General features: G+C 42.8%; 21 protein-coding genes. 12 read left to right on the top strand and 9 right to left on the bottom strand.

All coding sequences use genetic code 11. From position 1 onward, the window contains the following. Positions 1-42: 42 nt before the first annotated feature. Entirely contained in the window at positions 43-2,469 is a 2,427-nt protein-coding gene (gene lon, locus ACWM1W_RS04520) for an endopeptidase La (protein ID WP_375725716.1), read from the top strand. Positions 2,470-2,534: 65 nt separating this feature from the next. On the opposite strand, the gene ACWM1W_RS04515 is transcribed toward lon, so the two are convergent. Then, a complete protein-coding gene (locus tag ACWM1W_RS04515; protein WP_034170484.1) occupies positions 2,535-3,494 on the bottom strand; it encodes a M28 family peptidase in 960 nt (319 codons plus the stop codon). Positions 3,495-3,649: 155 nt separating this feature from the next. Here ACWM1W_RS04515 and rlmH point away from each other — a divergent pair, with 155 nt between their 5' ends. The 3 genes from rlmH to ACWM1W_RS04500 all read left to right on the top strand — a co-directional run bounded on the left by rlmH (position 3,650) and on the right by ACWM1W_RS04500 (position 5,937). Further along, positions 3,650-4,132, top strand: a complete 483-nt coding sequence (rlmH, locus tag ACWM1W_RS04510; RefSeq protein ID WP_004782895.1) for a 23S rRNA (pseudouridine(1915)-N(3))-methyltransferase RlmH — start codon at positions 3,650-3,652, stop codon at positions 4,130-4,132. Positions 4,133-4,238: 106 nt separating this feature from the next. Further along, positions 4,239-5,015: a dioxygenase family protein gene (locus ACWM1W_RS04505; RefSeq protein WP_034170485.1), complete on the top strand. Its 777-nt coding sequence runs from the start codon at positions 4,239-4,241 to the stop codon at positions 5,013-5,015. A gap of 139 nt (positions 5,016-5,154) precedes the next feature. Next, complete coding sequence (locus tag ACWM1W_RS04500) at positions 5,155-5,937, top strand: META and DUF4377 domain-containing protein (RefSeq protein WP_034170486.1); 783 nt, start codon at positions 5,155-5,157, stop codon at positions 5,935-5,937. 71 nt (positions 5,938-6,008) lie between these two features. On the opposite strand, the gene gdhA is transcribed toward ACWM1W_RS04500, so the two are convergent. After that, entirely contained in the window at positions 6,009-7,352 is a 1,344-nt protein-coding gene (gene gdhA, locus ACWM1W_RS04495) for an NADP-specific glutamate dehydrogenase (protein ID WP_175967170.1), read from the bottom strand. Positions 7,353-7,699: 347 nt separating this feature from the next. On the opposite strand from gdhA, the gene ACWM1W_RS04490 reads away from it, so the two are divergent. Beyond that, positions 7,700-8,491, top strand: a complete 792-nt coding sequence (locus ACWM1W_RS04490) for an RnfABCDGE type electron transport complex subunit B (protein WP_208462434.1) — start codon at positions 7,700-7,702, stop codon at positions 8,489-8,491. 3 nt (positions 8,492-8,494) lie between these two features. Continuing rightward, entirely contained in the window at positions 8,495-9,208 is a 714-nt protein-coding gene (gene nth / locus ACWM1W_RS04485) for an endonuclease III (RefSeq protein WP_208462433.1), read from the top strand. Between the two features lie 35 nt (positions 9,209-9,243). On the opposite strand, the gene ACWM1W_RS04480 is transcribed toward nth, so the two are convergent. The 4 genes from ACWM1W_RS04480 to ACWM1W_RS04465 all read right to left on the bottom strand — a co-directional run bounded on the left by ACWM1W_RS04480 (position 9,244) and on the right by ACWM1W_RS04465 (position 12,178). After that, complete coding sequence (locus tag ACWM1W_RS04480; RefSeq protein WP_034170490.1) at positions 9,244-9,453, bottom strand: hypothetical protein; 210 nt, start codon at positions 9,451-9,453, stop codon at positions 9,244-9,246. Between the two features lie 82 nt (positions 9,454-9,535). Continuing rightward, on the bottom strand, positions 9,536-10,195 hold the full coding sequence (gene adk / locus ACWM1W_RS04475) for an adenylate kinase (protein ID WP_004782907.1): 660 nt from the start codon (positions 10,193-10,195) through the stop codon (positions 9,536-9,538). 82 nt (positions 10,196-10,277) lie between these two features. Beyond that, complete coding sequence (locus tag ACWM1W_RS04470; RefSeq protein ID WP_375725715.1) at positions 10,278-11,594, bottom strand: DUF445 domain-containing protein; 1,317 nt, start codon at positions 11,592-11,594, stop codon at positions 10,278-10,280. 65 nt (positions 11,595-11,659) lie between these two features. After that, the gene (locus ACWM1W_RS04465) at positions 11,660-12,178 is read right to left on the bottom strand and encodes a hypothetical protein (RefSeq protein ID WP_208462431.1); all 519 of its coding nucleotides are present in this window, start codon (positions 12,176-12,178) and stop codon (positions 11,660-11,662) included. 234 nt (positions 12,179-12,412) lie between these two features. Between ACWM1W_RS04465 and mrdA the strand changes: the two genes are divergently transcribed. Continuing rightward, on the top strand, positions 12,413-14,455 hold the full coding sequence (gene mrdA / locus ACWM1W_RS04460) for a penicillin-binding protein 2 (RefSeq protein WP_175967164.1): 2,043 nt from the start codon (positions 12,413-12,415) through the stop codon (positions 14,453-14,455). Positions 14,456-14,458: 3 nt separating this feature from the next. Then, positions 14,459-15,016, top strand: a complete 558-nt coding sequence (gene rsmD, locus ACWM1W_RS04455; protein WP_104426417.1) for a 16S rRNA (guanine(966)-N(2))-methyltransferase RsmD — start codon at positions 14,459-14,461, stop codon at positions 15,014-15,016. A 79-nt stretch (positions 15,017-15,095) separates the two neighbouring features. Here rsmD and ACWM1W_RS04450 read toward each other — a convergent pair whose 3' ends face one another. Beyond that, positions 15,096-15,302, bottom strand: coding sequence for a hypothetical protein (locus tag ACWM1W_RS04450; protein ID WP_004782913.1), 207 nt, complete (start codon positions 15,300-15,302; stop codon positions 15,096-15,098). A 244-nt stretch (positions 15,303-15,546) separates the two neighbouring features. Here ACWM1W_RS04450 and ACWM1W_RS04445 point away from each other — a divergent pair, with 244 nt between their 5' ends. The 3 genes from ACWM1W_RS04445 to ACWM1W_RS04435 all read left to right on the top strand — a co-directional run bounded on the left by ACWM1W_RS04445 (position 15,547) and on the right by ACWM1W_RS04435 (position 17,600). Next, positions 15,547-16,299, top strand: a complete 753-nt coding sequence (locus tag ACWM1W_RS04445) for a sulfite exporter TauE/SafE family protein (protein ID WP_208462438.1) — start codon at positions 15,547-15,549, stop codon at positions 16,297-16,299. 84 nt (positions 16,300-16,383) lie between these two features. Beyond that, positions 16,384-17,145 (top strand): 3-oxoacyl-ACP reductase, encoded by a 762-nt coding sequence (locus ACWM1W_RS04440; RefSeq protein ID WP_208462430.1) that lies wholly within the window; start codon positions 16,384-16,386, stop codon positions 17,143-17,145. 131 nt (positions 17,146-17,276) lie between these two features. Then, positions 17,277-17,600 carry a hypothetical protein gene (locus tag ACWM1W_RS04435; protein ID WP_208462429.1) on the top strand — a complete coding sequence of 108 codons (324 nt, stop codon included), beginning with the start codon at positions 17,277-17,279 and terminating at the stop codon, positions 17,598-17,600. A gap of 64 nt (positions 17,601-17,664) precedes the next feature. Here the strand turns inward: ACWM1W_RS04435 and ACWM1W_RS04430 are convergent, their stop codons facing one another. Then, positions 17,665-18,243 carry a 1-acyl-sn-glycerol-3-phosphate acyltransferase gene (locus ACWM1W_RS04430; RefSeq protein ID WP_208462428.1) on the bottom strand — a complete coding sequence of 193 codons (579 nt, stop codon included), beginning with the start codon at positions 18,241-18,243 and terminating at the stop codon, positions 17,665-17,667. A gap of 309 nt (positions 18,244-18,552) precedes the next feature. On the opposite strand from ACWM1W_RS04430, the gene ACWM1W_RS04425 reads away from it, so the two are divergent. Next, on the top strand, positions 18,553-19,737 hold the full coding sequence (locus tag ACWM1W_RS04425; protein WP_208462427.1) for a putative periplasmic lipoprotein: 1,185 nt from the start codon (positions 18,553-18,555) through the stop codon (positions 19,735-19,737). Between the two features lie 38 nt (positions 19,738-19,775). Here the strand turns inward: ACWM1W_RS04425 and ACWM1W_RS04420 are convergent, their stop codons facing one another. After that, positions 19,776-20,930, bottom strand: a complete 1,155-nt coding sequence (locus ACWM1W_RS04420; protein WP_214001448.1) for a helix-turn-helix transcriptional regulator — start codon at positions 20,928-20,930, stop codon at positions 19,776-19,778. Positions 20,931-20,962 lie beyond the last annotated feature (32 nt).

Raw genomic sequence — 20,962 nt, 5'->3', positions numbered from 1 at the left:
TTAAAAACATGGCAACACCGTTGTCACTCATTAGGAGTGCCCATGTCTGAAATTATTATGAATCAAGAAACCTTAGAGCCTCAGGTTCCAAGTGTATTACCACTTTTGGCGCTACGTGATGTGGTGGTGTATCCACACATGCAAATTGCGCTATTTGTCGGTCGTGAAAAATCGATCAATGCAGTTGATGTGGCTCGTAACAGTGACAATCTAGTATTTGTAGTTGCGCAAAAAGATTCGCTTACAGAAGAAATTGATCACGACAACCTCTATCAATACGGTACTGTCGCGAAGATTGTGCAAGTTGTGAATCACGAAAATGATGAAAACTGTATTAAAGTCCTGATTGAAGGACTGTATCGTGCCAAGCTCAAAACCATCATTGATGAAAATGAGTATTTGACTGCTGAGCATGAACTTAGCCCAATGACTGTATCAGTCGATGAAACCACTCAAGCTACGCGCTTACAGGAGCTGCGTGCCCTGTTCGCTCAGTATGCTGAAGCAAAACTTCGTAATGCTCGTGAGCTGATTGCAGCGGCGAATAAAATCGAAGACTTACTGCAGCTGTTATTCTTCGTAGCGACCCGTGTTCCTCTGAATATCGAAGTGAAACAGAAATTCCTCGAATACGACGAGTTCGATGCACATTTAACTGAGTTGATGACATATTTATTGCAACAGTCTGAAGAACAGCAGATTGAACAGACTTTGCATGACTCGGTTAAACGTCAAATGGAAAAAAACCAGCGCGAATACTTCCTGAATGAAAAAATGAAAGTCATTCAGCGCGAGCTTTCCGATATGAATGGCGGTGCAGAAGATGACGTTGCGGAAATCGAAAAACGTCTGGCTGAAGCTGATCTGCCTGAGCATGTGCGTAAGAAAGCGGAATCTGAGTTCCGTAAACTCAAAGCAATGCAACCAGCCTCTAGCGAAGCTGCGGTAGTTCGTAACTATCTGGAAGTGATTCTAGATACGCCATGGAACAAAGCCAGCAAAGTTAGCATTAACCTGAACAAAGCTCAGGAAATCCTGGATGCCGATCACTATGGTCTGGACGATGTCAAAGACCGTATTGTGGAATATCTGGCGGTTCAGTCTCGCGTGAAAAAATTACGCGGTCCAATCCTGTGTCTAGTCGGTCCTCCAGGTGTAGGTAAAACTTCCTTGGGTGAATCGATTGCCAAAGCGACTGGCCGTGAGTTTGTCCGTATGGCCCTCGGTGGTGTACGTGACGAAGCAGAAATTCGTGGTCACCGTCGTACCTACATTGGTGCGATGCCAGGTAAGATCGTGCAGTCATTGACCAAAGTTGGCGTGAAAAACCCGCTGTTCCTGCTCGATGAGATCGACAAGATGGCTCAAGACTACCGTGGTGATCCAGCTTCTGCGATGCTTGAAGTACTTGATCCATCACAGAACAACAAGTTCAACGATCACTATCTTGATCTTGACCTTGACCTGTCAGAAGTGATGTTCATCTGTACTGCCAATAGCATGAATATTCCAGAGGCCCTGCTGGACCGTATGGAAGTGATCCGTCTGCCTGGTTATACCGAAGAAGAGAAAGTTAACATTGCTGACCGTTACCTTGTTCCTAAAGCAATTAAGAACAATGGTTTACGTGCTAAAGAGTTGACTGTGCATGAAGAAGCGATTCGTGACATCGTGCGTCGTTATACGCGTGAAGCTGGTGTTCGTAACCTTGAACGTGAAGTGTCTAAAATTGCACGTAAGGTAGTGAAAGAAGCGGTTAGCAAGAAAGCTAAAAATCTTCAGGTTGAAGTGAATGCAGGTAATCTTCCAGATTACTTGGGTCCACATAAATTTGACTACGGTATGGCGGAAGAAGAAGCTCAAATCGGCCGCATAAACGGCTTGGCTTGGACTTCAGTGGGTGGCGAGTTACTGACTATTGAAGTTGCAGCAGTACCCGGTAAAGGTAAATTCATTACCACCGGTTCACTTGGTGATGTAATGAAAGAATCAATTACCGCTGCCATGACTGTCGTTCGTACCCGTGCGGCTGAATTAGGTATCGAAGCTTCCCGCTTTGAAGAAACTGATGTGCACGTGCATTTACCAGAAGGTGCGACTCCGAAAGATGGCCCATCTGCAGGTTTGGCACTGACGACTGCTCTAGTGTCTGCATTCACCGGTATTGCGATTCGCCCAGATATTGCGATGACAGGTGAAACCAGCTTGAGTGGCCGTGCAATGCGTATCGGTGGTTTGAAAGAGAAGCTGCTTGCTGCGCACCGTGGTGGCATTAAACTGGTGTTCATTCCACAGGAAAACGTTCGCGACCTTGCGGAAATTCCTGAGAATGTAAAAGAAGGCTTAGAAATCAAAGCTGTTAAATCGATTGATGAGATTTTACCTTTGGCTTTGATCGATATGCCGAAATCACTGGTCAAACCACCAATTGTGAAAGCGAGCGAAGAAGCTAAAGCTGCACGTCATTAAGACCTAAAGGCTTTGAAAAACACCCTGCTCTGGCAGGGTGTTTTTGTATCCAAACGAAGATAATTTTAAAGACGAATCACCATATCGACCAAACCATTCACGACCTGAGCCATCTTGGTCAGATCCAGTTTATCTAAGGTATCCTGCTCGGTATTGTAGTAAGGATTACGATAATACGCTGTATCTGTAATCAGCATAGTTGAATAGTTAAACTTGGCATAATTCAAATAGCCAGAAAAATTCATGTCCTGAGCAAATGCCGGACTAATAAAACGCTGACAGTCTAGCCGCTTGAAACGTTGCATGGACGTGCAGTAATCTCCTGTCAAACTGGCTGATGCCAAATGTCCAATCGCAGCAATGAAGTTCCCATGCCGTGGATAGATCCATTTCAAACCTGTCGGATAGGTCTGCACTAGATTTTCATCATAATAGCCAATAGAATCCAGAATAATGACACCTTTCACTTTTTGCTTCTGGATCTTTAGTACTTTGGCATGTAAATAACTTCCCATATGTTCAGTCTTGAAATATGGTGGCTCCTCCAGTGTATAGAAAGCAAACTCGATATTATGTTTGAGTTTTGACTTTTGTAAGGCCAGTAATCGAGCTGTTTCCAGTACCCCTGCTACACCAGAAGCATTGTTATCAGCTCCATACAAGTCACTAAAGACATCATAATGGGCGCCAATAACCAGTTTGGTTTTGGCTTTGGAATTCAGCTGACATACCACATTTCTATAGCTTAGGTTATTTACAATATAGTTTTGGAACTGACATGGAATGCCAAGCAGACGCATTTGTTCTTTGAGCCATGCGGATACTCGATTCAATTCACTTGTATTTTTAAAATTCCGGTATTCGTCCACACTGATAATCTGTTTGATAAACAGTTCCAGATGTTCTGGCTGAGCCTGTTTGGAGGAAAAATTTGCAGGCGCAGCAAAGCTCATGCCTGAACTGGTTAAACCAAGAATAATTAGTAGAAAAGTACAAGATCTTTTAATAATGAAACTGGTCCGCATTTCTTATTATCCATTCCTTTATTATCAAGCGGATACTTGAATCATGGATATTAAAGCAACATTAAATTCATGATTTCAATTTCAATTTGTTTCCCTAGCTCAACTTCGTGTTGTTTGATCGTTATAATGAAGTATCTAATTATTGATCCAGTTCTATGAAAATCCGTATCTTAACCATCGGCCAGAAAATGCCGGCTTGGGTGTTGACAGGCTTTGAAGACTATTTCAAACGTATCCAGCCTTTTGTACAGACTCAGGTGGTTGAATTGCCCATGGCGAAACGGGGCAAAAACGATTCTGAAGCCGATATTCTGAAATACCGGAATATTGAAGGTGACAGTATTTTAAATGCCTTAAAACAGAATGAAGTCCTGATTGCACTAGAAGTCGGTGGACGTGAGTTTAGTACGGAAAAACTGGCTGAAACTATGAAAGGCTGGATGCTGGAAGGTCATGATATTGCCTTGGCGATTGGCGGGCCAGATGGCCATTCTGAAGCAGTCCGAAAAGCAGCAGCCTGGCATTGGTCTCTGTCTAAACTTACCTTGCCACATCCGCTAGTCCGTGTAATGCTGATTGAACAACTGTATCGTGCCATGAGCATTAACCATAATCATCCTTATCACCGTGCAGGCTGATCTGTTGATGCGTTCTGATTATGCAACGTTTTGTTGAACAATCACCCCTGCCTTTGCTTTCCTTTTTATTGCATGATTAAAACATTGAATTAATGTGGTTTGACTTATGAACTTACAGACTTTGCCCGGCTTATTTATTTCTCATGGTTCTCCCATGCTCGCGCTCAATCCTGAGCAGGTTGGCCCGGCATTGCACCGTTTAAGCCTGAATCTGCCACGTCCAACTGCCATTATTGTTATGTCGGCACATTGGGAAAGTGAAGCTCTGGAAGTCAATACAGGTATTCGTCCTGAAACTTGGCATGACTTCCGTGGCTTTCCACATGAATTGTATGAGTTACGCTACCCAGCTCCCGGCAATCCAGAGCTGGCTGAGCAAGTCTTGGGCTTATTGGCCAATGCCGGTCTCTCTGCACATGCCAACAGCACCCGTCCGCGTGATCATGGCGTCTGGATGCCGCTCTTACATATGTATCCAGAAGCAGATATCCCAGTAGTTGAAATTTCTTTGCCGATGTCGATGAGTGCAGAAGAGATTTACAAGATTGGCCAGACTTTGTCGCCACTTCGTGAGCAGCAGGTTTTCCTGATCGGGTCAGGGAGCATTACCCATAATTTGCGTGAATTGTCCTGGCAGGGAAATAGCGATGAAGTTCCGGAATGGGCATCTACCTTCCGAAACTATGTGGCCAATAAATTAACCCATAGTGATTTTGATGCCGTTCTGGACTGGCAGTCTATTCCTCAGCTAAAACGTAATCACCCAACACTGGAACACTTTGCTCCACTGTTCTTTGCTATGGGTACCGGCAACCGTTTCAGCATCGTACACAGCAGTTTTACGATGGGCGCTTTGGGGATGGATATCTACCGTTTTGACTAACCGATAGCTCCGCTTATTTAAAATCTGACTTTTTAATTTGGATACATTTTGTTAGCAAAAGCTACGATTTGTATCCATATTTTTTGCTAATCTCTTGATTATAATCACGTTGAAACTTTAGCACATAGAATATAAACAAATGAAATTCAGTATTTTTGCGCTTGCCCTACTCCCTTTGGCTTTAACTGCATGTCAATCTTCTCATCTTCCTGTCACTTCAGGAGATCCGGCTATTTCTACTCTATCTACTACATTAAAAACGCCTACACAAATTTTGCCTGCTTATACTTGGGAACTTGATCGTGGGCTGCAACGCCCGATTGTTCTGAGCTTTGATCAGCAAGGCAGACTGAGTGTCGCTTCTGGCTGTAATGGCCTTGGCACGAGCTGGACTGTTAAAGATAATACCCTGAGTACGGGTGACATGATGGGCACCATGATGGCATGTGATGCACCATTAATGGAACAGGAACGTTTTATCAGCCAGCTTCTGCAAAAGCGTGATATTCCGTTTAGTCTGGATCTAAGTGATGCCAATCAGCCGAAACTGAGTATTACTGCAGCTGATAGTCAAAAATATGTCTTTACCGGAAAAATGACACCGGAAACCAAATACCAAGGTCAGGCAGAAACCATTTTCCTAGAAGTTTCACCGCAGACTAAAGCCTGTACGGGTGTAGCTCAACAAACCTGCTTGCAAGTAAAAGAAATCAAATATGATGAAAAAGGCTTAAAGACTCAGGTCGATAAAGACTGGGCTTTATTCTATGATCAAATTGAAGGTTTTCAGCATACACCGAATGAGCTTCAGATTATTCGGGTCAAACGTTATGAAATTAAAAATCCGGCAGCTGACCAGTCTAAATATGCCTATGTATTCGACATGACCGTACAGCGTGAAGCAGTCAAAGGCACTCTATAACGATAAAATCGCAATATAAAAAAACCGAGGCATTCACCTCGGTTTTTTTTCAAGCTTAAACTCAGTCAGACTTAGAATACGCCTTGAGAAAGCATTGCATCAGCAACTTTTACGAAGCCAGCGATGTTTGCGCCGTCTACATAGTTCACGGTACCGTCTTCTTTCGTACCGAATTTTACGCAGTTGCGGTGAATTTCTTTCATGATTGCGTGTAAGCGCTCGTCAACTTCTTCGAAAGTCCAGCCTAAACGCAATGCGTTTTGAGACATTTCCAGACCAGAAGTTGCTACACCACCGGCGTTAGATGCTTTACCTGGAGCATAAAGGATTTTCGCTTCAACGAATTTCTCAACTGCTTCAAGTGTAGAAGGCATATTCGCGCCTTCAGCAACACAGATTACGCCGTTTGCAAGAAGAGCTGCTGCATCATTCGCATCAAGTTCGTTTTGAGTCGCACATGGAAGTGCGATATCACATTTGATACCCCAAGGACGTTGACCTTCAAGGTATTCAAAACCGTGTTTAGATGCAAATTCAGAGATACGGCCACGTTTAACGTTTTTCAGTTCCATCACTTCAGCAAGAAGCTCTTCAGTGAAACCGTCTTTAACGTGAACAGTACCCGCAGAGTCAGATAGAGAAACAACTTTAGCACCTAGGAACATTGCTTTTTCAGCTGCGTACTGCGCAACGTTACCAGAACCAGAGATTGTTACCACTTTATCTTTAAAGCTTTCGCCACGAGTTTTCAGCATTTCTTCAGCGAAATACACTGTACCATAACCCGTTGCTTCTGGACGAGCTAGAGAACCACCGAAAGTCAGGCCTTTACCAGTGAATACACATGAAGTGTCATTGCTGAGTTTTTTCATCATACCAGCCATGTAGCCAACTTCACGGCCACCCACACCGATATCACCCGCTGGGATATCTGTATTAGAACCAAGATGACGATAAAGCTCGATGATTAACGCTTGGCAGAAACGCATGATTTCGCCTTCTGATTTGCCTTTAGGGTCAAAATCAGAACCGCCTTTACCACCGCCCATAGGCAATGTAGTCAGGGCATTTTTGAAAGTTTGCTCGAAACCGAGGAATTTCAAAATAGAAAGGTTCACTGACGGGTGGAAACGCATACCACCTTTGAATGGACCAATCGCTGAGTTGTACTGTACGCGGAACGCACGGTTAACCTGTGTTTGACCTTGATCATCTACCCAAGCAACACGGAACTGGATCGCACGCTCAGGTTCAACTAGACGTTCTAGTAAACCATGTGCTGCGTATTGTGGATTCTTTTCAATGAATGGCCACAAACTGGTCATCACTTCTTCTACAGCTTGAAGAAATTCGGGTTGATGTGCATCACGTGATTTTACGTAATCTAGGAACTCATTAAGTGTGTTGTATTTCAACGCTTAATCCTCAGCAGAAAATGGATCAAAATTGGTCAAATTTACAATCAATGTTAAATTTTGGCGCAAAATATTAAATATCTTTTGTAACTAATCTACAATACTTTTTTGAAAAATAGTTTAAATTTAATTTGATAACAATTATTTATATTGATTATGAATATTTTTTCTGTGTGCTTAAATACCAACTGAATCAATGCTTAATTGTTAGTTTATGCCTGATAATAATGCACAAAGTGACCCTTAATCGTGCATAACTTAGTTCCTTAAAAACATGTTAAAATCATTAAATTGACATATTTTGTTTCATTCACTCTAAGGCTCAGCCCGAGCAGCCTAGGTTATTCATGAATTCGCAGATCTCTCTAGTCCAGTCTATTGATGCTTTATTGCCTCAAACCCAGTGCGGTTTATGTGGTCATCGTGATGGCTGCTTGCCCTATGCTCAGTCCATTGTTAAGGGCGAAGATGCCAATAAATGTGTACCGGGTGGACAGCCCGTCGCTGATGCTCTGGCAGCATTGTTAAATCGTTATAAACTGCCCGCTGAAGAAAGCGTCTGGCCAATTCAGGCGGATGGTCGTCCTCAGCGCATGAAAGCCATCATCCGTGAAGATGAATGCATTGGCTGTACCAAATGCATCAGTGCTTGCCCGGTCGATGCGATCATTGGCTCAGGCAAATTGATGCATACTGTGCTTACTGACTTGTGTACCGGCTGTGAACTCTGCATTCCGCCCTGCCCGGTAGACTGTATTGATCTGGTCGAAGATCTTCAGCCTTTGCCAACTGAAGCTCAGCGTATTGCTGAACAGGATGATTTGCGTAAACGTTACTATGCGCATATTCAACGTGAAGAAAAACGCCGAATTGACCGTAAAGGTCCAGTGGTTCGTGCAGAAATTAATACAGCCCTATTTGCCCAGTTCTCTGCTCAGGTCGATCAGGTTCCTGTCATTGAAATCGTGAAAAAACCAGCAGATGAAGTGGTTACACTTGATGCCAAAACCACGATTGAGCTTGCTAAATTACGCACACAAATCAAAAAGTTAGAAAAACAGCTTTCTGTTCGTGAGGATGCACGCAAACGCCTGCAACTTGAAGAACTGACGCAGCAATTACAGGCTTTACAGGGATAAGACATGATAACAGTAACAGCTAAGCCTGTAAAAAACATGACTAAAAAACAGATTCAGACTTTCTTTGAGCGCCTGCGTGAGCAGCGTCCGAATCCAAAAACTGAATTGAATTATTCAAGTCCATTTGAATTACTGGTTGCAGTGACCCTGTCTGCCCAGGCTACGGATGTGAGCGTGAATAAAGCCACCGATAAACTGTTTCCGGTCGCCAATACACCGGAAGCAATTTATGCACTTGGTGTAGATGGCCTCAAGGAATATATTAAAACGATTGGCCTGTATAACTCCAAAGCTGTGAACGTCATTAAAGCCTGTGAAATGTTAATCAAGAAGCATAACAGCGTGGTACCGGACAATCGTGCAGATCTAGAAGCTTTACCGGGTGTAGGGCGCAAAACAGCGAATGTTGTGCTGAATACTGCCTTTGGCCAGCCAACCATGGCTGTAGATACGCATATCTTTCGTGTTGGTAACCGTACCGGTTTGGCAGTGGGTAAAAACGTGCTTGAGGTCGAGCATCGTCTGGTCAAAGTGATTCCAAAAGAATTTATTATTGATTCACATCACTGGTTGATTTTACATGGTCGCTATTGCTGCATCGCACGTAAACCGAAGTGTCACGAGTGTGTGGTCGCTGATGTCTGTAACTGGCCCGACCGTTTTGAATTTGGTGCAGGTCACGCAATTCCGGTGAAAAATATTGAAGCTGAACTTTAGGTTCAGCTTTTTTAATTTAAGTACTCGAAATTTTTTTATTTTTTATTTTGCTCAGCCTGTTCTTGCTTGCGCTTTTGCTCAAGCTCGGCCTGTAATTTAGGATGCAGCTGACGCTCAGGTACCTTACCCGCATTTTCAGCACGTTCTTCCTGACGTACTTTTTTCAGCATCTTGAAGCTGACATAGAACAGCGCAAACAGTACTGCCAGAAATACAATCATCAATCCCAATACAGCAAATTTCACAGCAGATCCTTTTGAACAACGCAATAAAAAGAGCCCTAATATGACTTAGGGCTCTTTGAAAGTCAAAATGATCGGAAACTGATTATTTTGCTTGATCCAGAATCGCAAAAAGATCTTTTTGAACTTCTTCGATTGGACGTAGACCATTTAACTTGTCATAAGTCGGTGCATTTTCGCCTGAAGCTGCACGGCCTTGATAGAAGCCAACCAGCTGTTCAGTTTCAGTGTGGTATGAACCTAAACGGCGACGAATAGTTTCTTCCTGGTCATCTGGACGTTGTACCAGATCTTCACCAGTTTCATCATCTTTACCTTCCACTTTTGGCGGGTTGTAAACGATGTGATAAACGCGACCAGACGCCGGGTGTTGACGACGACCAGATAGACGTTGAACGATTTCTTCATCCGGCACATCAATTTCAATTACATGATCAATTGCAATGCCTTCTTTTTCCAGCGCTTCAGCTTGAGGAATCGTACGTGGGAAACCATCAAAGATGCAGCCATTTGCACAGTCAGGTTGTGCAATACGCTCTTTGACCAGACCAATGATCAATTCATCAGAAACCAAACCGCCATTGTCCATGACGCTTTTAGCTTGTAAACCTAATTCAGTTCCTTCACGAATTGCAGCACGGAGCATATCACCGGTTGAAATTTGTGGGATATTGTAGCGCTTACAGATCAACTGAGCTTGTGTACCTTTACCTGCTCCAGGTGGTCCGAGTAAGATAATGCGCATATATAAACATCCTCATTTTTTAACTATGTATAAGATACCCAGCTTCACACGACCAAAACGTGTGCTGCTCTTTGGCATCTAATTATAAGAAAGCCACAAACAAATGGATTAAACCCGCAACAAAACCGGTAACTCCCCCCAGGACAATCAAGATCCATTCATCTTCCTGAAAGGCAGGACGTAATAGATTCTGAAACTCGTTAGGCGTCAAATCACGTATGCGGTCTCTAAACATTTGGTAGATCTTCTGTGCACGGCTCGCATTAAACGCAGGGTCGCTTACAGGCACCATCGTAATTTCAATCGAGCGATCGATCAAGTCTGTCTTGAGTTTTGCATACTCTTTTGGCCCTAAAGACAGCTGTAAAGAGGTCCGAACCAGCGGTGTTTCCATAATTTCGTTAATATGACGTTTGACAATACGGCGGGTTTTATCTTTTTTACCACCATACATCATTTCTGTCATGATCGATTTTAGCGTAATCAGATCTTCTGTGACCACACTTGCAAATACGTCAGAGACTTCCTCCTGACGTTTCATAAATGCGCCTTGTATGTTAAAGGTGCCAATTCTTGGAATCACCGGTTTGATCCAAGGGAATCTATGATCAGCCGTACGCTTAAAGAATTGCGGGTATTTAATATAATGCGGTTCTACCGGATTAAACACCATCCAGATCGCAATCCAGTTGGTCAGAAAGCCCCAGATAGCCGCCCAGAACGGTACGGTCCAGTGCCATGGCACCACAAACCAGACCACCATCTGAAACAGGCCAAAGAACATCCCGATCAGGGCACTGATATGCCAGATAAAGTTGATTTCTTTCTGCCCCACTTTCAGGAACATGCGCACCATTAAACGGCGATCGCCTTCCATTTGACTGACCACCATGTCGCGCATATCGACCAGTGACTCGACGTTCATGGTCAGTTCAGTCACTAATTCTTTTAATACCTGTGGCAGCTGTTTATGGGCTTGGGCATAAATACGGCGCTTGATTGAATAAGGCAAGTTTTCCCATAGCACCGCATTACGGTCCATCATGACTTCATCAATCAGATGTTCGAGTTCAAAACCGACCTGTTCCCCGATAATACGTGCCATATCATCCGGATCCATTGCCTGCAAGAACTCCTGGATGGAGCCCAATTTAGATAAGGTATTATCCGTGATAATTCCTGAGATTCTTCCAGCTTTACGCGGCACAATACCTTGCCAGCCAACAGGAACAGGCCCGACATGAAAACCCCAAAAATTAATTGGATAAAACACCATTTTTAGCGCCATCCACACGTGAGCCCATGTTACGAATGCGGTCACTGGGATAATGCTGAGCACTGCCCAAAAATCTGGGCGATTCAAGAAGGCTTGCCACAATTCATTGACGTACTCAAGCATGCATAAATTCCATATTTAATTTTTTGTTCACAGAATACAGGTATTAATAAAGTTGAATATTTTGTCTATAAACCGATACTTAAAGTATAGGAGAATTGTAGTCTGGGTTCAGTTTCGGCTACAACGCGACCATTACTGTCCTGTAATTTCTCCCCCGCCCCAATACCGATACTAAAACTGCTGATCCGTTCTGAACTAAGCAAAACATACGCCAGATCAATGCCCCCACCTAAACGGCTTTCGTATTTGCCATCAACCTGTTTGCTATCGATATGACCGGCATAAGCCCCTATATAATAACCATTTTTGTCCTTGCCGGTGAGGTGTACAGGATAACGAAAGCCAACTTGTGCTCCAACTGTACGATCATCGTTGAGAAAAGCACCACCTTTCACATAAGCAATCCCATAAGGATTCACCCATTCAGTGTTTAGATGGATAAGTTTCTGGGTAAAACCGACCCCAACATTAAATACTTTAGGCTCACGATCCTCAGTTCTGTTTGTCGTATTATTCACTTGATCATGTGCATATCCCCCATTTGCAAAGAATGCAAATGCCAACAAAGGGTAAACTTTGTTCATTCCTTCACCATCTTCCTTAATTATAGTTTTTGGTAGAGTCCTATTTTTATTTAATTTTGACTTTATCAGAATTATTAAAACTCTTGTATACAGCACTTTACAATTTTTATGTCTGCAAAGTCAAAGTTTAAACACAGGAATTGCTACAGCCAGTTTTTCATTATCAAATCCCGTACAGTTGCGCTAGAATACTCCACTTTGATTCCTTTCCCTCTGGTCTTAAGTCGATCGCGTATGAAGCAGCACTTTCCTTTAAAAAATGCACAACAAGAAAAGCGCATCTATAACAGTCGGGTCTGGATCTCTGTCGGTATTGTGGTTTTCTTTATGCTGCTGCTGGTCAGCCGCTATGCCTATTTGCAAATTTTTAATTTTGAAACCTTCTCTACGGCTTCTGACCAGAACCGTATTCGTCTGCAGCCCTTAGCGCCCGCACGTGGCTATATTTATGATCGTAACGGTATTTTACTTGCCGATAATTATCCTGTTTTCACAGCTACCTTAAGCCGCGCCGATGTGCAAGATATTGATGATACGCTGAAACGTCTTACACCGATTCTGGAATTGACTGAAGAAGATATTGAACGTTTTCAGGCACGAGTCAAGACGGCGCGTAAAACTGAGCGGGTATCGATCAAGCTGAATCTGAATGAAAATGATATTGCCCGTTTTAGTGAAGTAAAATATCTATTTCCGGGCGTCAATATTGAAACCCAGATGACTCGTTACTATCCGCATGGTGAACTCTTTGCGCATGTGATTGGTTATGTCGGCCGCATTAATGACAAAGAACTTAAAGAAATTGATAAGGATCTCTATGCCGGGTCTAACCTGATCGGGAAAATTGGGGTAGAAAAATACTATGAAGATCTCTTACATGGTGTGCCAGGGAATGAGTCAGTCGAAGCTGATGCTTTCGGTAATGTCCTGCGTCATTTAGGCCGTAAAGAGCCGGTACGCGGTAATGATCTGTATTTGTCACTAGATTATGGTCTACAAACCATTGCCACAGAGCAACTGGCCGGTCGTCGCGGTGCTATTGTCGCGATTGACCCACGTACAGGTGAAATTCTGGCGCTGGTTTCCAGTCCAAGTTTTAACCCTAATTTATTTGTCACCGGGATTAGTAGCAAAGACTATTCAGGCCTTCGTGACAGTTTGGATCAGCCACTTTATAACCGTGCGGTTCAAGGGGCTTATCCTCCAGGTTCAACGATCAAACCGATGTTTGGTATGGGCGGTCTGCATTATGGATTGGTCGACTGGAGTACAGCGATTTCTGACCCGGGCTACTTTACCTTGCCGGGCGATAGTCACCGCTTCCGTGACCATAAGAAAACTGGTCATGGTGCTGTGAACCTGCATAAGGCGCAAGTGGTGTCCTGCGACACCTATTTCTATGTCATGTCCTACCGCATGGGCATTGAAAAAATGAATAGCTGGATGCGCCAGTTCGGCTTTGGCGAAAAAACCGGTGTAGATTTACCAAGTGAAAGCTCAGGTCTTTACCCAAGTCCTGAATGGAAAATGCGTACCCGTAAATCCAAATGGTCACGTGGTGAAACCATTTCGGTGAGTATTGGCCAAGGCGCATTTACCGCAACACCTTTACAGCTTGCTATGGCAACTGCTATTACAGCGAATCAAGGCTCACATGTTACGCCTCACGTACTGCGTGAAAGTAAGGGTGCCAAACCTTTTACAGTACATAATGCCCCTAATGGTAAAATCGACTTTGACGGTCAACCAGACGACTGGATTAAAATGCGTGATGCCATGATTGATGTGGTTCAGTCAGGTACAGGTCGCGGAATCCGCACACCAATGTATCAAATTGCAGGTAAAACTGGTACGGCACAGGTGAAAAGTATTGCCCAGGGTAAACGCTATAATGAAGCCCTGCTGACTGAACGCCAGCTGGATCATGGTCTGTTTGTTGGTTTTGCTCCTGCTGAAACCCCTGAAATTGCAGTAGTCGTTGTCTGGGAAAATGGTCGACATGGGGGTTCTGCTGCTCAACTGGCTAAACCGTTATTTGACTACTGGTTACTGTCTCGCGATAAAAATCCGATTCATCCTGCAGGCCATCAAATTAGTGGCGGTCTCATGACAGCAGGTATTAAACCGGGTGAATTGCCAAGTGGACCGAATATGTTAAGTGCAGATCCGAATGCGAGCCCAACCCAAGAAGGCAGTCAGGCGACCCATGCACAGTCAAACAATCCGCAACCTGCAACTTCTCGCTCTGCTCCTGCAGCCAATGACGATCAGGAATAATTCATGAAAAATCAACTTAGAATTATTGGTGGTGACTGGAAACGCCGTCAATTGGCTTTTGCCAGTATTGAAGGATTACGTCCTACACCTGACCGTGTGCGTGAAACTTTGTTTAACTGGCTGATGTGGGATGTCCAGAATGCCTGTGTCTTGGATCTGTGTACCGGTTCAGGCGCTTTATCCTTTGAAGCATTATCACGTGGTGCAGCTTCAGTGGTGATGATTGAGCCGGATCGTACTCAGGCACAATTCCTCACCCAAAATCTGGAATTACTCAAAGTCACCAAAGCACGTGCGCAACTTAAAATTGCGACAGCACAACAAGCCTTAACCAGCCTGAAACAGCAATTTGATCTGGTCTTTCTAGACCCACCTTATAGTCTGGATTTATGGGAAACTCTGGCTACTCAGACTGATCCACTGATTAAAGAAGATGGTTTTATCTATGTAGAAGCCGATCGTGAACTGAGTACATTGAAGCTGCCAAGTTCATGGCATTTAATCAAAAATACCAAAGCCGGCACAGTACGCGCAGGGCTGTATCAGAAAAAAGCAGCTTAAGACTTACTTATATTAAATACTTAAATAAAAAAGGATTACTTCCTTTAAGGAATCCTTTTTTATAAATAGAAGATAATGGTTAACGATTACGACGCCAGTCCCGATCTCCTCTATCACGTTTCCAGTCACGATGATCTTTATGTTTTTTCCAGTCCTTATCACCACGATCCCGATCATAATGTCCATTACGATCATGATGACCGCGATAACCTTCATCCCAAGGATCAACCACACAGCCTGTTAGCGCTACTGCCAATACGGATGACAGTAATATCATTTTTTTCATGTTCATCACCTCTATACCGCCCTCAATTAGTATCAAGTGATTTCATGAAGAGTACGCGGAGCCATTGTTGCACTCTTGTATGATTTTGTTCATTTTCCATACTTAATTAAAGGATTTGTCTCGGATTTAATAAAAATCATTTATGCATATTTACACTTAGATTCGCATAAATACAGCTAAGGATCTGCTTGGTTTTTCTGACCATATTTTGAATACTACAAACTTTTCCAATACCCTGATTTTTATGACGACCTGGCTACTCTTTATTCTTGGTGCAATTATCGCGGGATTTGTACAGGAACTTACCGGCTTTGCTTTTGCATTAATTGCCATATCATTCTGGGTATGGGGATTGAGTCCTCAACTTGCTGCGCCTTTAGTGGTTTTTGCCTCGGTGTGGAGTCACCTCATTTCATTATCTAATGAGCCTAAACTTCCTCACCTGCACCGAGCCTTATATCTACCTTATTTAATTGCAGGTCTGATCGGTGTCCCACTCGGTACCTGGTTACTGAATATCGTTGAAGCGGGCACTTTTCGTATTTTTCTTGGTATATTTCTCGTGATCTGGTGTCCACTAATGCTGCTGAATCCACAGATTAAATTGATTCAACATTCAGGCAAAACTGCGGATGCAGGGATTGGTTTGGTTGGTGGCATTTTAGGAGGTTTAGGGGGATTCTGTGGTTCTGTACCATCTGCCTGGTTAATGCTGAAACAGCTGCCGAAAGAACAGCAGCGCTACATATTGCGTCATTTTAATTTTGCCATACAGGTGTTTACCTTAGCCGCCTATTTACTGCAAGGCAGCTTAAATCAGACTCACCTTCCCTATATGGCGGTACTCATTCTAGCTGTAAGTATTCCCGCTATTTTAGGCGCACGTCTGTTTCATCGAATATCAGAATTACGTTTTAAACAGATTGTCTTAGGCTTACTCTTCAGCTCGGGCTGCTTTCTCCTGATTAAGGAAGGCATTGACTCATTTGCGCGATAGAGCAGCTCTAAAACCTTACATCACTTTGCTTTCAGCCCTATTGCTGTTATGTTAGCCCGAATGATTCTCAGGCGGATATAAGCAATGCAAATTCGTGATCAAATTGCCCTTGTCACTGGTGGTGCACGTGGATTGGGTCTAGCCATTACCCAGCTCCTGATACAGGAAGGTGCACGTGTGGTAGTAAATTACCATAGCAGCAAAACCCAAGCTGAAGCTTTACAAAATCAGTATCCTGATCAGGTCTTTGCCTATCAGGCAGATGTAACACAAGCTGACCAAGTAAAAGCTTTATTTGCTGCCAGCAAGGCCCATTTCGGAGAAGCCGTCCATTCCGTTATTAATAATGCGCTGGTGCAGTTTGAGTTTAATGGTGATGAGCGACCTAAAGTTGAAGATCTGACCTGGGAAAGTATGTCCCGTCAGTTTAGTGGAGCAGTTCAGGCCTGTTTAAATACAACACAAGCTGCATTAGAAGATATGAAACAGGCACATTTTGGTCGTATCGTGAATATTGGGACTAACCTGGTTCAAAACCCTGTCGTTCCTTATCATGATTATACGACTGCGAAAGCGGCGCTATTGGCCTTTACCCGAACTACTGCGCAAGATCTTGGTCAGTATGGGATTAACGTGAACATGCTTTCAGGCGGATTACTGCAAACCACTGATGCAAGTAAAGCAACACCTGACTTTGTCTTTGACCTGATTGCTCAGTCCACTCCTCTGCGCCGCGTGATTACACCTGAGGAATTTGCGTCTGCTATTCTGATGTTCCTGTCACCTTATTCACGTGCAGTGACAGGTCAAAACCTGATTGTCGATGGCGGACTGGTTAAAGGTTAAAGATTGCCAAGGAAGAATGAGATTCTAAATTTTATTCTTCTATTTTTTGACCAGTTGTTGAATAAAACTACTTTTGCATAGCGCATTTGCTTCTACAATAGTGCGCTCCCCATCAAAGTTCATCTTTTTCTATGAAACTCCTAACGGCATTGCTCAGTAGCATATTACTGGCAGGTTGTATGTCCAATGATCTTAAAAAGTCAGAACAGCTTCTGCAAAACTTCAATTGTGCCAAGATTGATACAGCGCAAATGCCACACAGTAGTATGACGGATTATTATCAACACATGCTGTACAGCAGCAAAACCAAGGTCGAGTCTTATATTGAGCAATATCATCAAGGTAAAGAGCCTTTTGACCTGCCTTTATATGAAGTGGTAGAACAGCAATACAATCTTTATAAAGATGCCTGCCAGAATCTGGGGGGAATTTTATCTGAAGAGAATCAAAATTAAATTCAGTATTTATATATCGTACAGAAAAGCAGAGTCCATCCCTCTGCTTTTATTTTTCCTGAAATTAAAAATAGCGTTGATCAATACTGAATTTTTCAGGAAATTTGGGTTCAACATTGGCATAGAACGCCATGATCTCAGCCATATCCTGTTCATAATTTCCTGTTGGATAAATGATTTTACCTACGCCCGCTTCTTTTTTTGCATAATCCATATAAGCCAGCGCAATTGGCACACCCGCATTGATCGCCACATGATAAAAACCGGTTTTCCATTGTTCCTGACGGGCACGTGTGCCTTCCGGTGTAACCAACATGACTAGTTTAGAATGTTCTTTAAATAAATCCGTCATGGCCTGAACCATGCTTGGACGTGGCTCACCCGGTTGTTTGGGACGACGGTCAATACCAATTCCACCCATTGCACGTACAAAAGGCCCAAATGGAAATTTCATATAGCTGTCTTTAATGGTCAGGCGCACATTCACTTTTAATGCCTTTAAGGCCAAACGTGCATATAGTGCATCCCAGTTACTGGTATGTGGCGCTGCAATCATCACACATTGATCAAGGTCTTCGGGCCATTGGTCATCGGTTTTCCAGCCCATTAAATTTAAAGTTTTCTCAGCTAAATTTTCAAACACAGCTACATCACAATCATTGTCAAAATTTCGCCACAGTCTAACAATGCAGCAGAATATAGATAGTGCATACTGATCAATAAATCACCAATTAATATATATTTGTATTTTTAAATTTTAGGAAGAGTTTTCAATTTATTGTTATTTGAATCTTCCTTTTTTCACTTCCTATAGCAAGCTCATTCTTTTAAGCAAATAGTGAGTTCAATTTATTTTACTGATTTATATATTTTTCCATCCTAATTTTAGAATATGTTGATTTTAGCTTTCTTTCTATACTTCGCTGACATAATAAATTTTAGGAAGATTTTCATGAAAAAGACTTTAATTTGTCTTGCCTTAGCGGGGTTACTTACAGCATGTGGCGGTTCAGATAATGATCGTACAGAGGGTTCATCACCTGTTCCACCTACAGCTCCGGTCGGGACCGAAACTGGTGTACTGACAGATGGAATTATCTCAGGGGTAACATATATCACCAGTAGTGGTGCTGAAGGGGTTACTAATGAAAAAGGTGAATTTAAATTTAATGACGGAGAAAAGGTTAAATTCCTGATTGGTGACGTACAACTAGGTCAAGAAATTGAAGCTAAAGAACGTGTTAGGCCTTCAGATTTAGCACAAACTGAAATTGCACGTACCAATCTGATGGTGTTTTTACAGTCTTTAGATACAGACAGTAATCATGACAATGGGATTAGCATCAGTACTGAAGCTGCTAATGCCCTTCTTAATCAAAGTTTAGATTTTTCTAAGGCCCCTACAGCATTTGCTACAGATGTGGTATCAACAGGCGTAGTTACCACAGAAAAATTGATTACACCTGAAAAAGCTGCGGGAAACTTCCAGTCAACTTTCTATAAAGATATTGCCGGTACTTGGGAAATTGGCCGTAATGCAAACAGCGCTGTACTGATCCATATTTTAGAAGATGGCCGTTATGCCTTAGGTCAAGCAGAAGCTGCTGACGGTGATGGGACACCTGGCATTGAAACTGGAGAGTTAAACTGGAACGCAACTACCAGCGTGATTTCACCGCGCATTATTCAAGACAGTAATGGTGAATGGGGACTCTCAGATCCTGCAAAAGGCAAACCTTACACCTTAAACTATGATGGAACGACCTTAATTCTGACAGAACCGGGGATCAATACCGAATACCGGTTAAGCCGCGTCAAACAGTCTGCTAATGGTCTGGTAGGTGCTTGGAGATTTAGTGACACCCATTTATTTGCCTTCTTTGACACAAACTATTATTTCTTCCTGGACACTGAAGGCGGAGATGATTGTGGCTGGCCTGGAATTGAATATGGCAAATTTACTCTTTCAGGTAATACACTCACAACCACTGAAGTTTTATTCGATACCAATGAATGTGGCGGATTACAAGACAGTTCCGATGGCAGCAAGACCATTGCAAACATCAATGTATCGGCTGAAACTCTGATCTTGCATCCACAAGGTGAAGGTCCTGTAACATTACAGCGCGTTAGATAATGAGCACAGTCTACCTAAAGAATTATCTTTAGGTAGGTTTAATTAATATGTTCAAAATGAATCGTACATCCCATCAATAAGTGCATCAGTTCAATTTGTGAAGTGCAGTCAGTTTTTTCATAAATATTCTTAAAATAAGTGCGTACTGAACTTAAAGTGATCCCACATTTCGCCGCAATTTCTTCTAATTTATAGCCATTGATTAAAAGCTCACACAAATCAAATTCACGTTTTGACAGTTGATATGCTTGCTGTAAATAAGCTCTGGATAATGAATAATGCCGATTTTTGTCTGTCATAAATACGGCAATCTGATGCTGAGCTTCAGAAAATTGCTGCATCTTTTTTAATCTTTTAAAAGACACAACAGTGAGCATCAATTGCTGCATTTTAGAATCCTGCAGAGCCAAGACCCCGCCTATTTCACTCGGCATACTGGTCTCTTCCAGCAAAGCACTGGATAGCAATCTTTCCAGACGTTCCTGATCACCTACCGGTGTTTTCAGACGGTTATGTATATCCATTTCCAAACACGTTGAAGCTTCAATCATGCTTTGTGCCAGTGGATTTGAATAAGATAACTTGAGATCCTGATCCAGCAAAATAATACCGATTTTTAAACAGTCCAATACAGTATATAAGCTGATATTGTCTTGTTGTACCAAACTGATTTGCCGATGAATCTGTAAAGAGCGACGCAAATGTATGCCGATCCGTTTGAGAAAATTCAGTTCAGCTGCTTCAAAACCTTGAGTGTGTGGAGCACGATGTAGTCCCATGACTGCCCAGCGATAGTTTCCTCTGTCCAGCAATACTCCCGCCATATACCCTATCCCTGTAGGCTTAAGGCATTTTTCATAAAAAATATACTGTTCTGTTCCAGGTTGATCCGCATAATGACGGCAGTCCTGATTAAGTGCCTCCCCCATATCAATTTCATTCCATAGAGGCATGTGCAGCTTCATATCAATGACCCGAATCCGTTCCTCCTGATAAGCAGCCAGACTTTCTTCCGGGATATTGTAAGTATAAACAAAGTCATAGGCTGGATTGAATTGATCAAGGCTGGTAAAAATTGCACTATGACTCTGGGTATATTGCACAATATCCTGAATGACCTCCAGCCATAAAGCAGGCAATAAAGCAGCATCATAAATTTTCGCGATGATATTATTTTCCTGTTCTGCTTTCATGACCGCTCTTTTTAATAATTATTTCTATCAAA

Source organism: Acinetobacter sp. TW_SC_4 (assembly GCF_054861205.1).
This window is presented reverse-complemented; position numbering and strand designations above follow the sequence as displayed.

Bases quoted from the DNA above. Each gene is read 5' to 3' on its own strand.
- ACWM1W_RS04490 (WP_208462434.1), top strand. From the start codon at position 7,700: ATGAATTCGCAGATCTCTCTAGTCCAGTCTATTGATGCTTTATTGCCT.
- rsmD (WP_104426417.1), top strand. From the start codon at position 14,459: ATGAAAAATCAACTTAGAATTATTGGTGGTGACTGGAAACGCCGTCAA.
- mrdA (WP_175967164.1), top strand. From the start codon at position 12,413: ATGAAGCAGCACTTTCCTTTAAAAAATGCACAACAAGAAAAGCGCATC.
- ACWM1W_RS04500 (WP_034170486.1), top strand. From the start codon at position 5,155: ATGAAATTCAGTATTTTTGCGCTTGCCCTACTCCCTTTGGCTTTAACT.
- rlmH (WP_004782895.1), top strand. From the start codon at position 3,650: ATGAAAATCCGTATCTTAACCATCGGCCAGAAAATGCCGGCTTGGGTG.
- lon (WP_375725716.1), top strand. From the start codon at position 43: ATGTCTGAAATTATTATGAATCAAGAAACCTTAGAGCCTCAGGTTCCA.
- ACWM1W_RS04465 (WP_208462431.1), bottom strand. From the start codon at position 12,178: ATGAACAAAGTTTACCCTTTGTTGGCATTTGCATTCTTTGCAAATGGG.
- ACWM1W_RS04515 (WP_034170484.1), bottom strand. From the start codon at position 3,494: ATGCGGACCAGTTTCATTATTAAAAGATCTTGTACTTTTCTACTAATT.
- adk (WP_004782907.1), bottom strand. From the start codon at position 10,195: ATGCGCATTATCTTACTCGGACCACCTGGAGCAGGTAAAGGTACACAA.
- ACWM1W_RS04435 (WP_208462429.1), top strand. From the start codon at position 17,277: ATGAAACTCCTAACGGCATTGCTCAGTAGCATATTACTGGCAGGTTGT.
- ACWM1W_RS04425 (WP_208462427.1), top strand. From the start codon at position 18,553: ATGAAAAAGACTTTAATTTGTCTTGCCTTAGCGGGGTTACTTACAGCA.
- ACWM1W_RS04445 (WP_208462438.1), top strand. From the start codon at position 15,547: ATGACGACCTGGCTACTCTTTATTCTTGGTGCAATTATCGCGGGATTT.
- ACWM1W_RS04470 (WP_375725715.1), bottom strand. From the start codon at position 11,594: ATGCTTGAGTACGTCAATGAATTGTGGCAAGCCTTCTTGAATCGCCCA.
- nth (WP_208462433.1), top strand. From the start codon at position 8,495: ATGATAACAGTAACAGCTAAGCCTGTAAAAAACATGACTAAAAAACAG.
- ACWM1W_RS04440 (WP_208462430.1), top strand. From the start codon at position 16,384: ATGCAAATTCGTGATCAAATTGCCCTTGTCACTGGTGGTGCACGTGGA.
- ACWM1W_RS04420 (WP_214001448.1), bottom strand. From the start codon at position 20,930: ATGAAAGCAGAACAGGAAAATAATATCATCGCGAAAATTTATGATGCT.
- ACWM1W_RS04450 (WP_004782913.1), bottom strand. From the start codon at position 15,302: ATGAAAAAAATGATATTACTGTCATCCGTATTGGCAGTAGCGCTAACA.
- ACWM1W_RS04505 (WP_034170485.1), top strand. From the start codon at position 4,239: ATGAACTTACAGACTTTGCCCGGCTTATTTATTTCTCATGGTTCTCCC.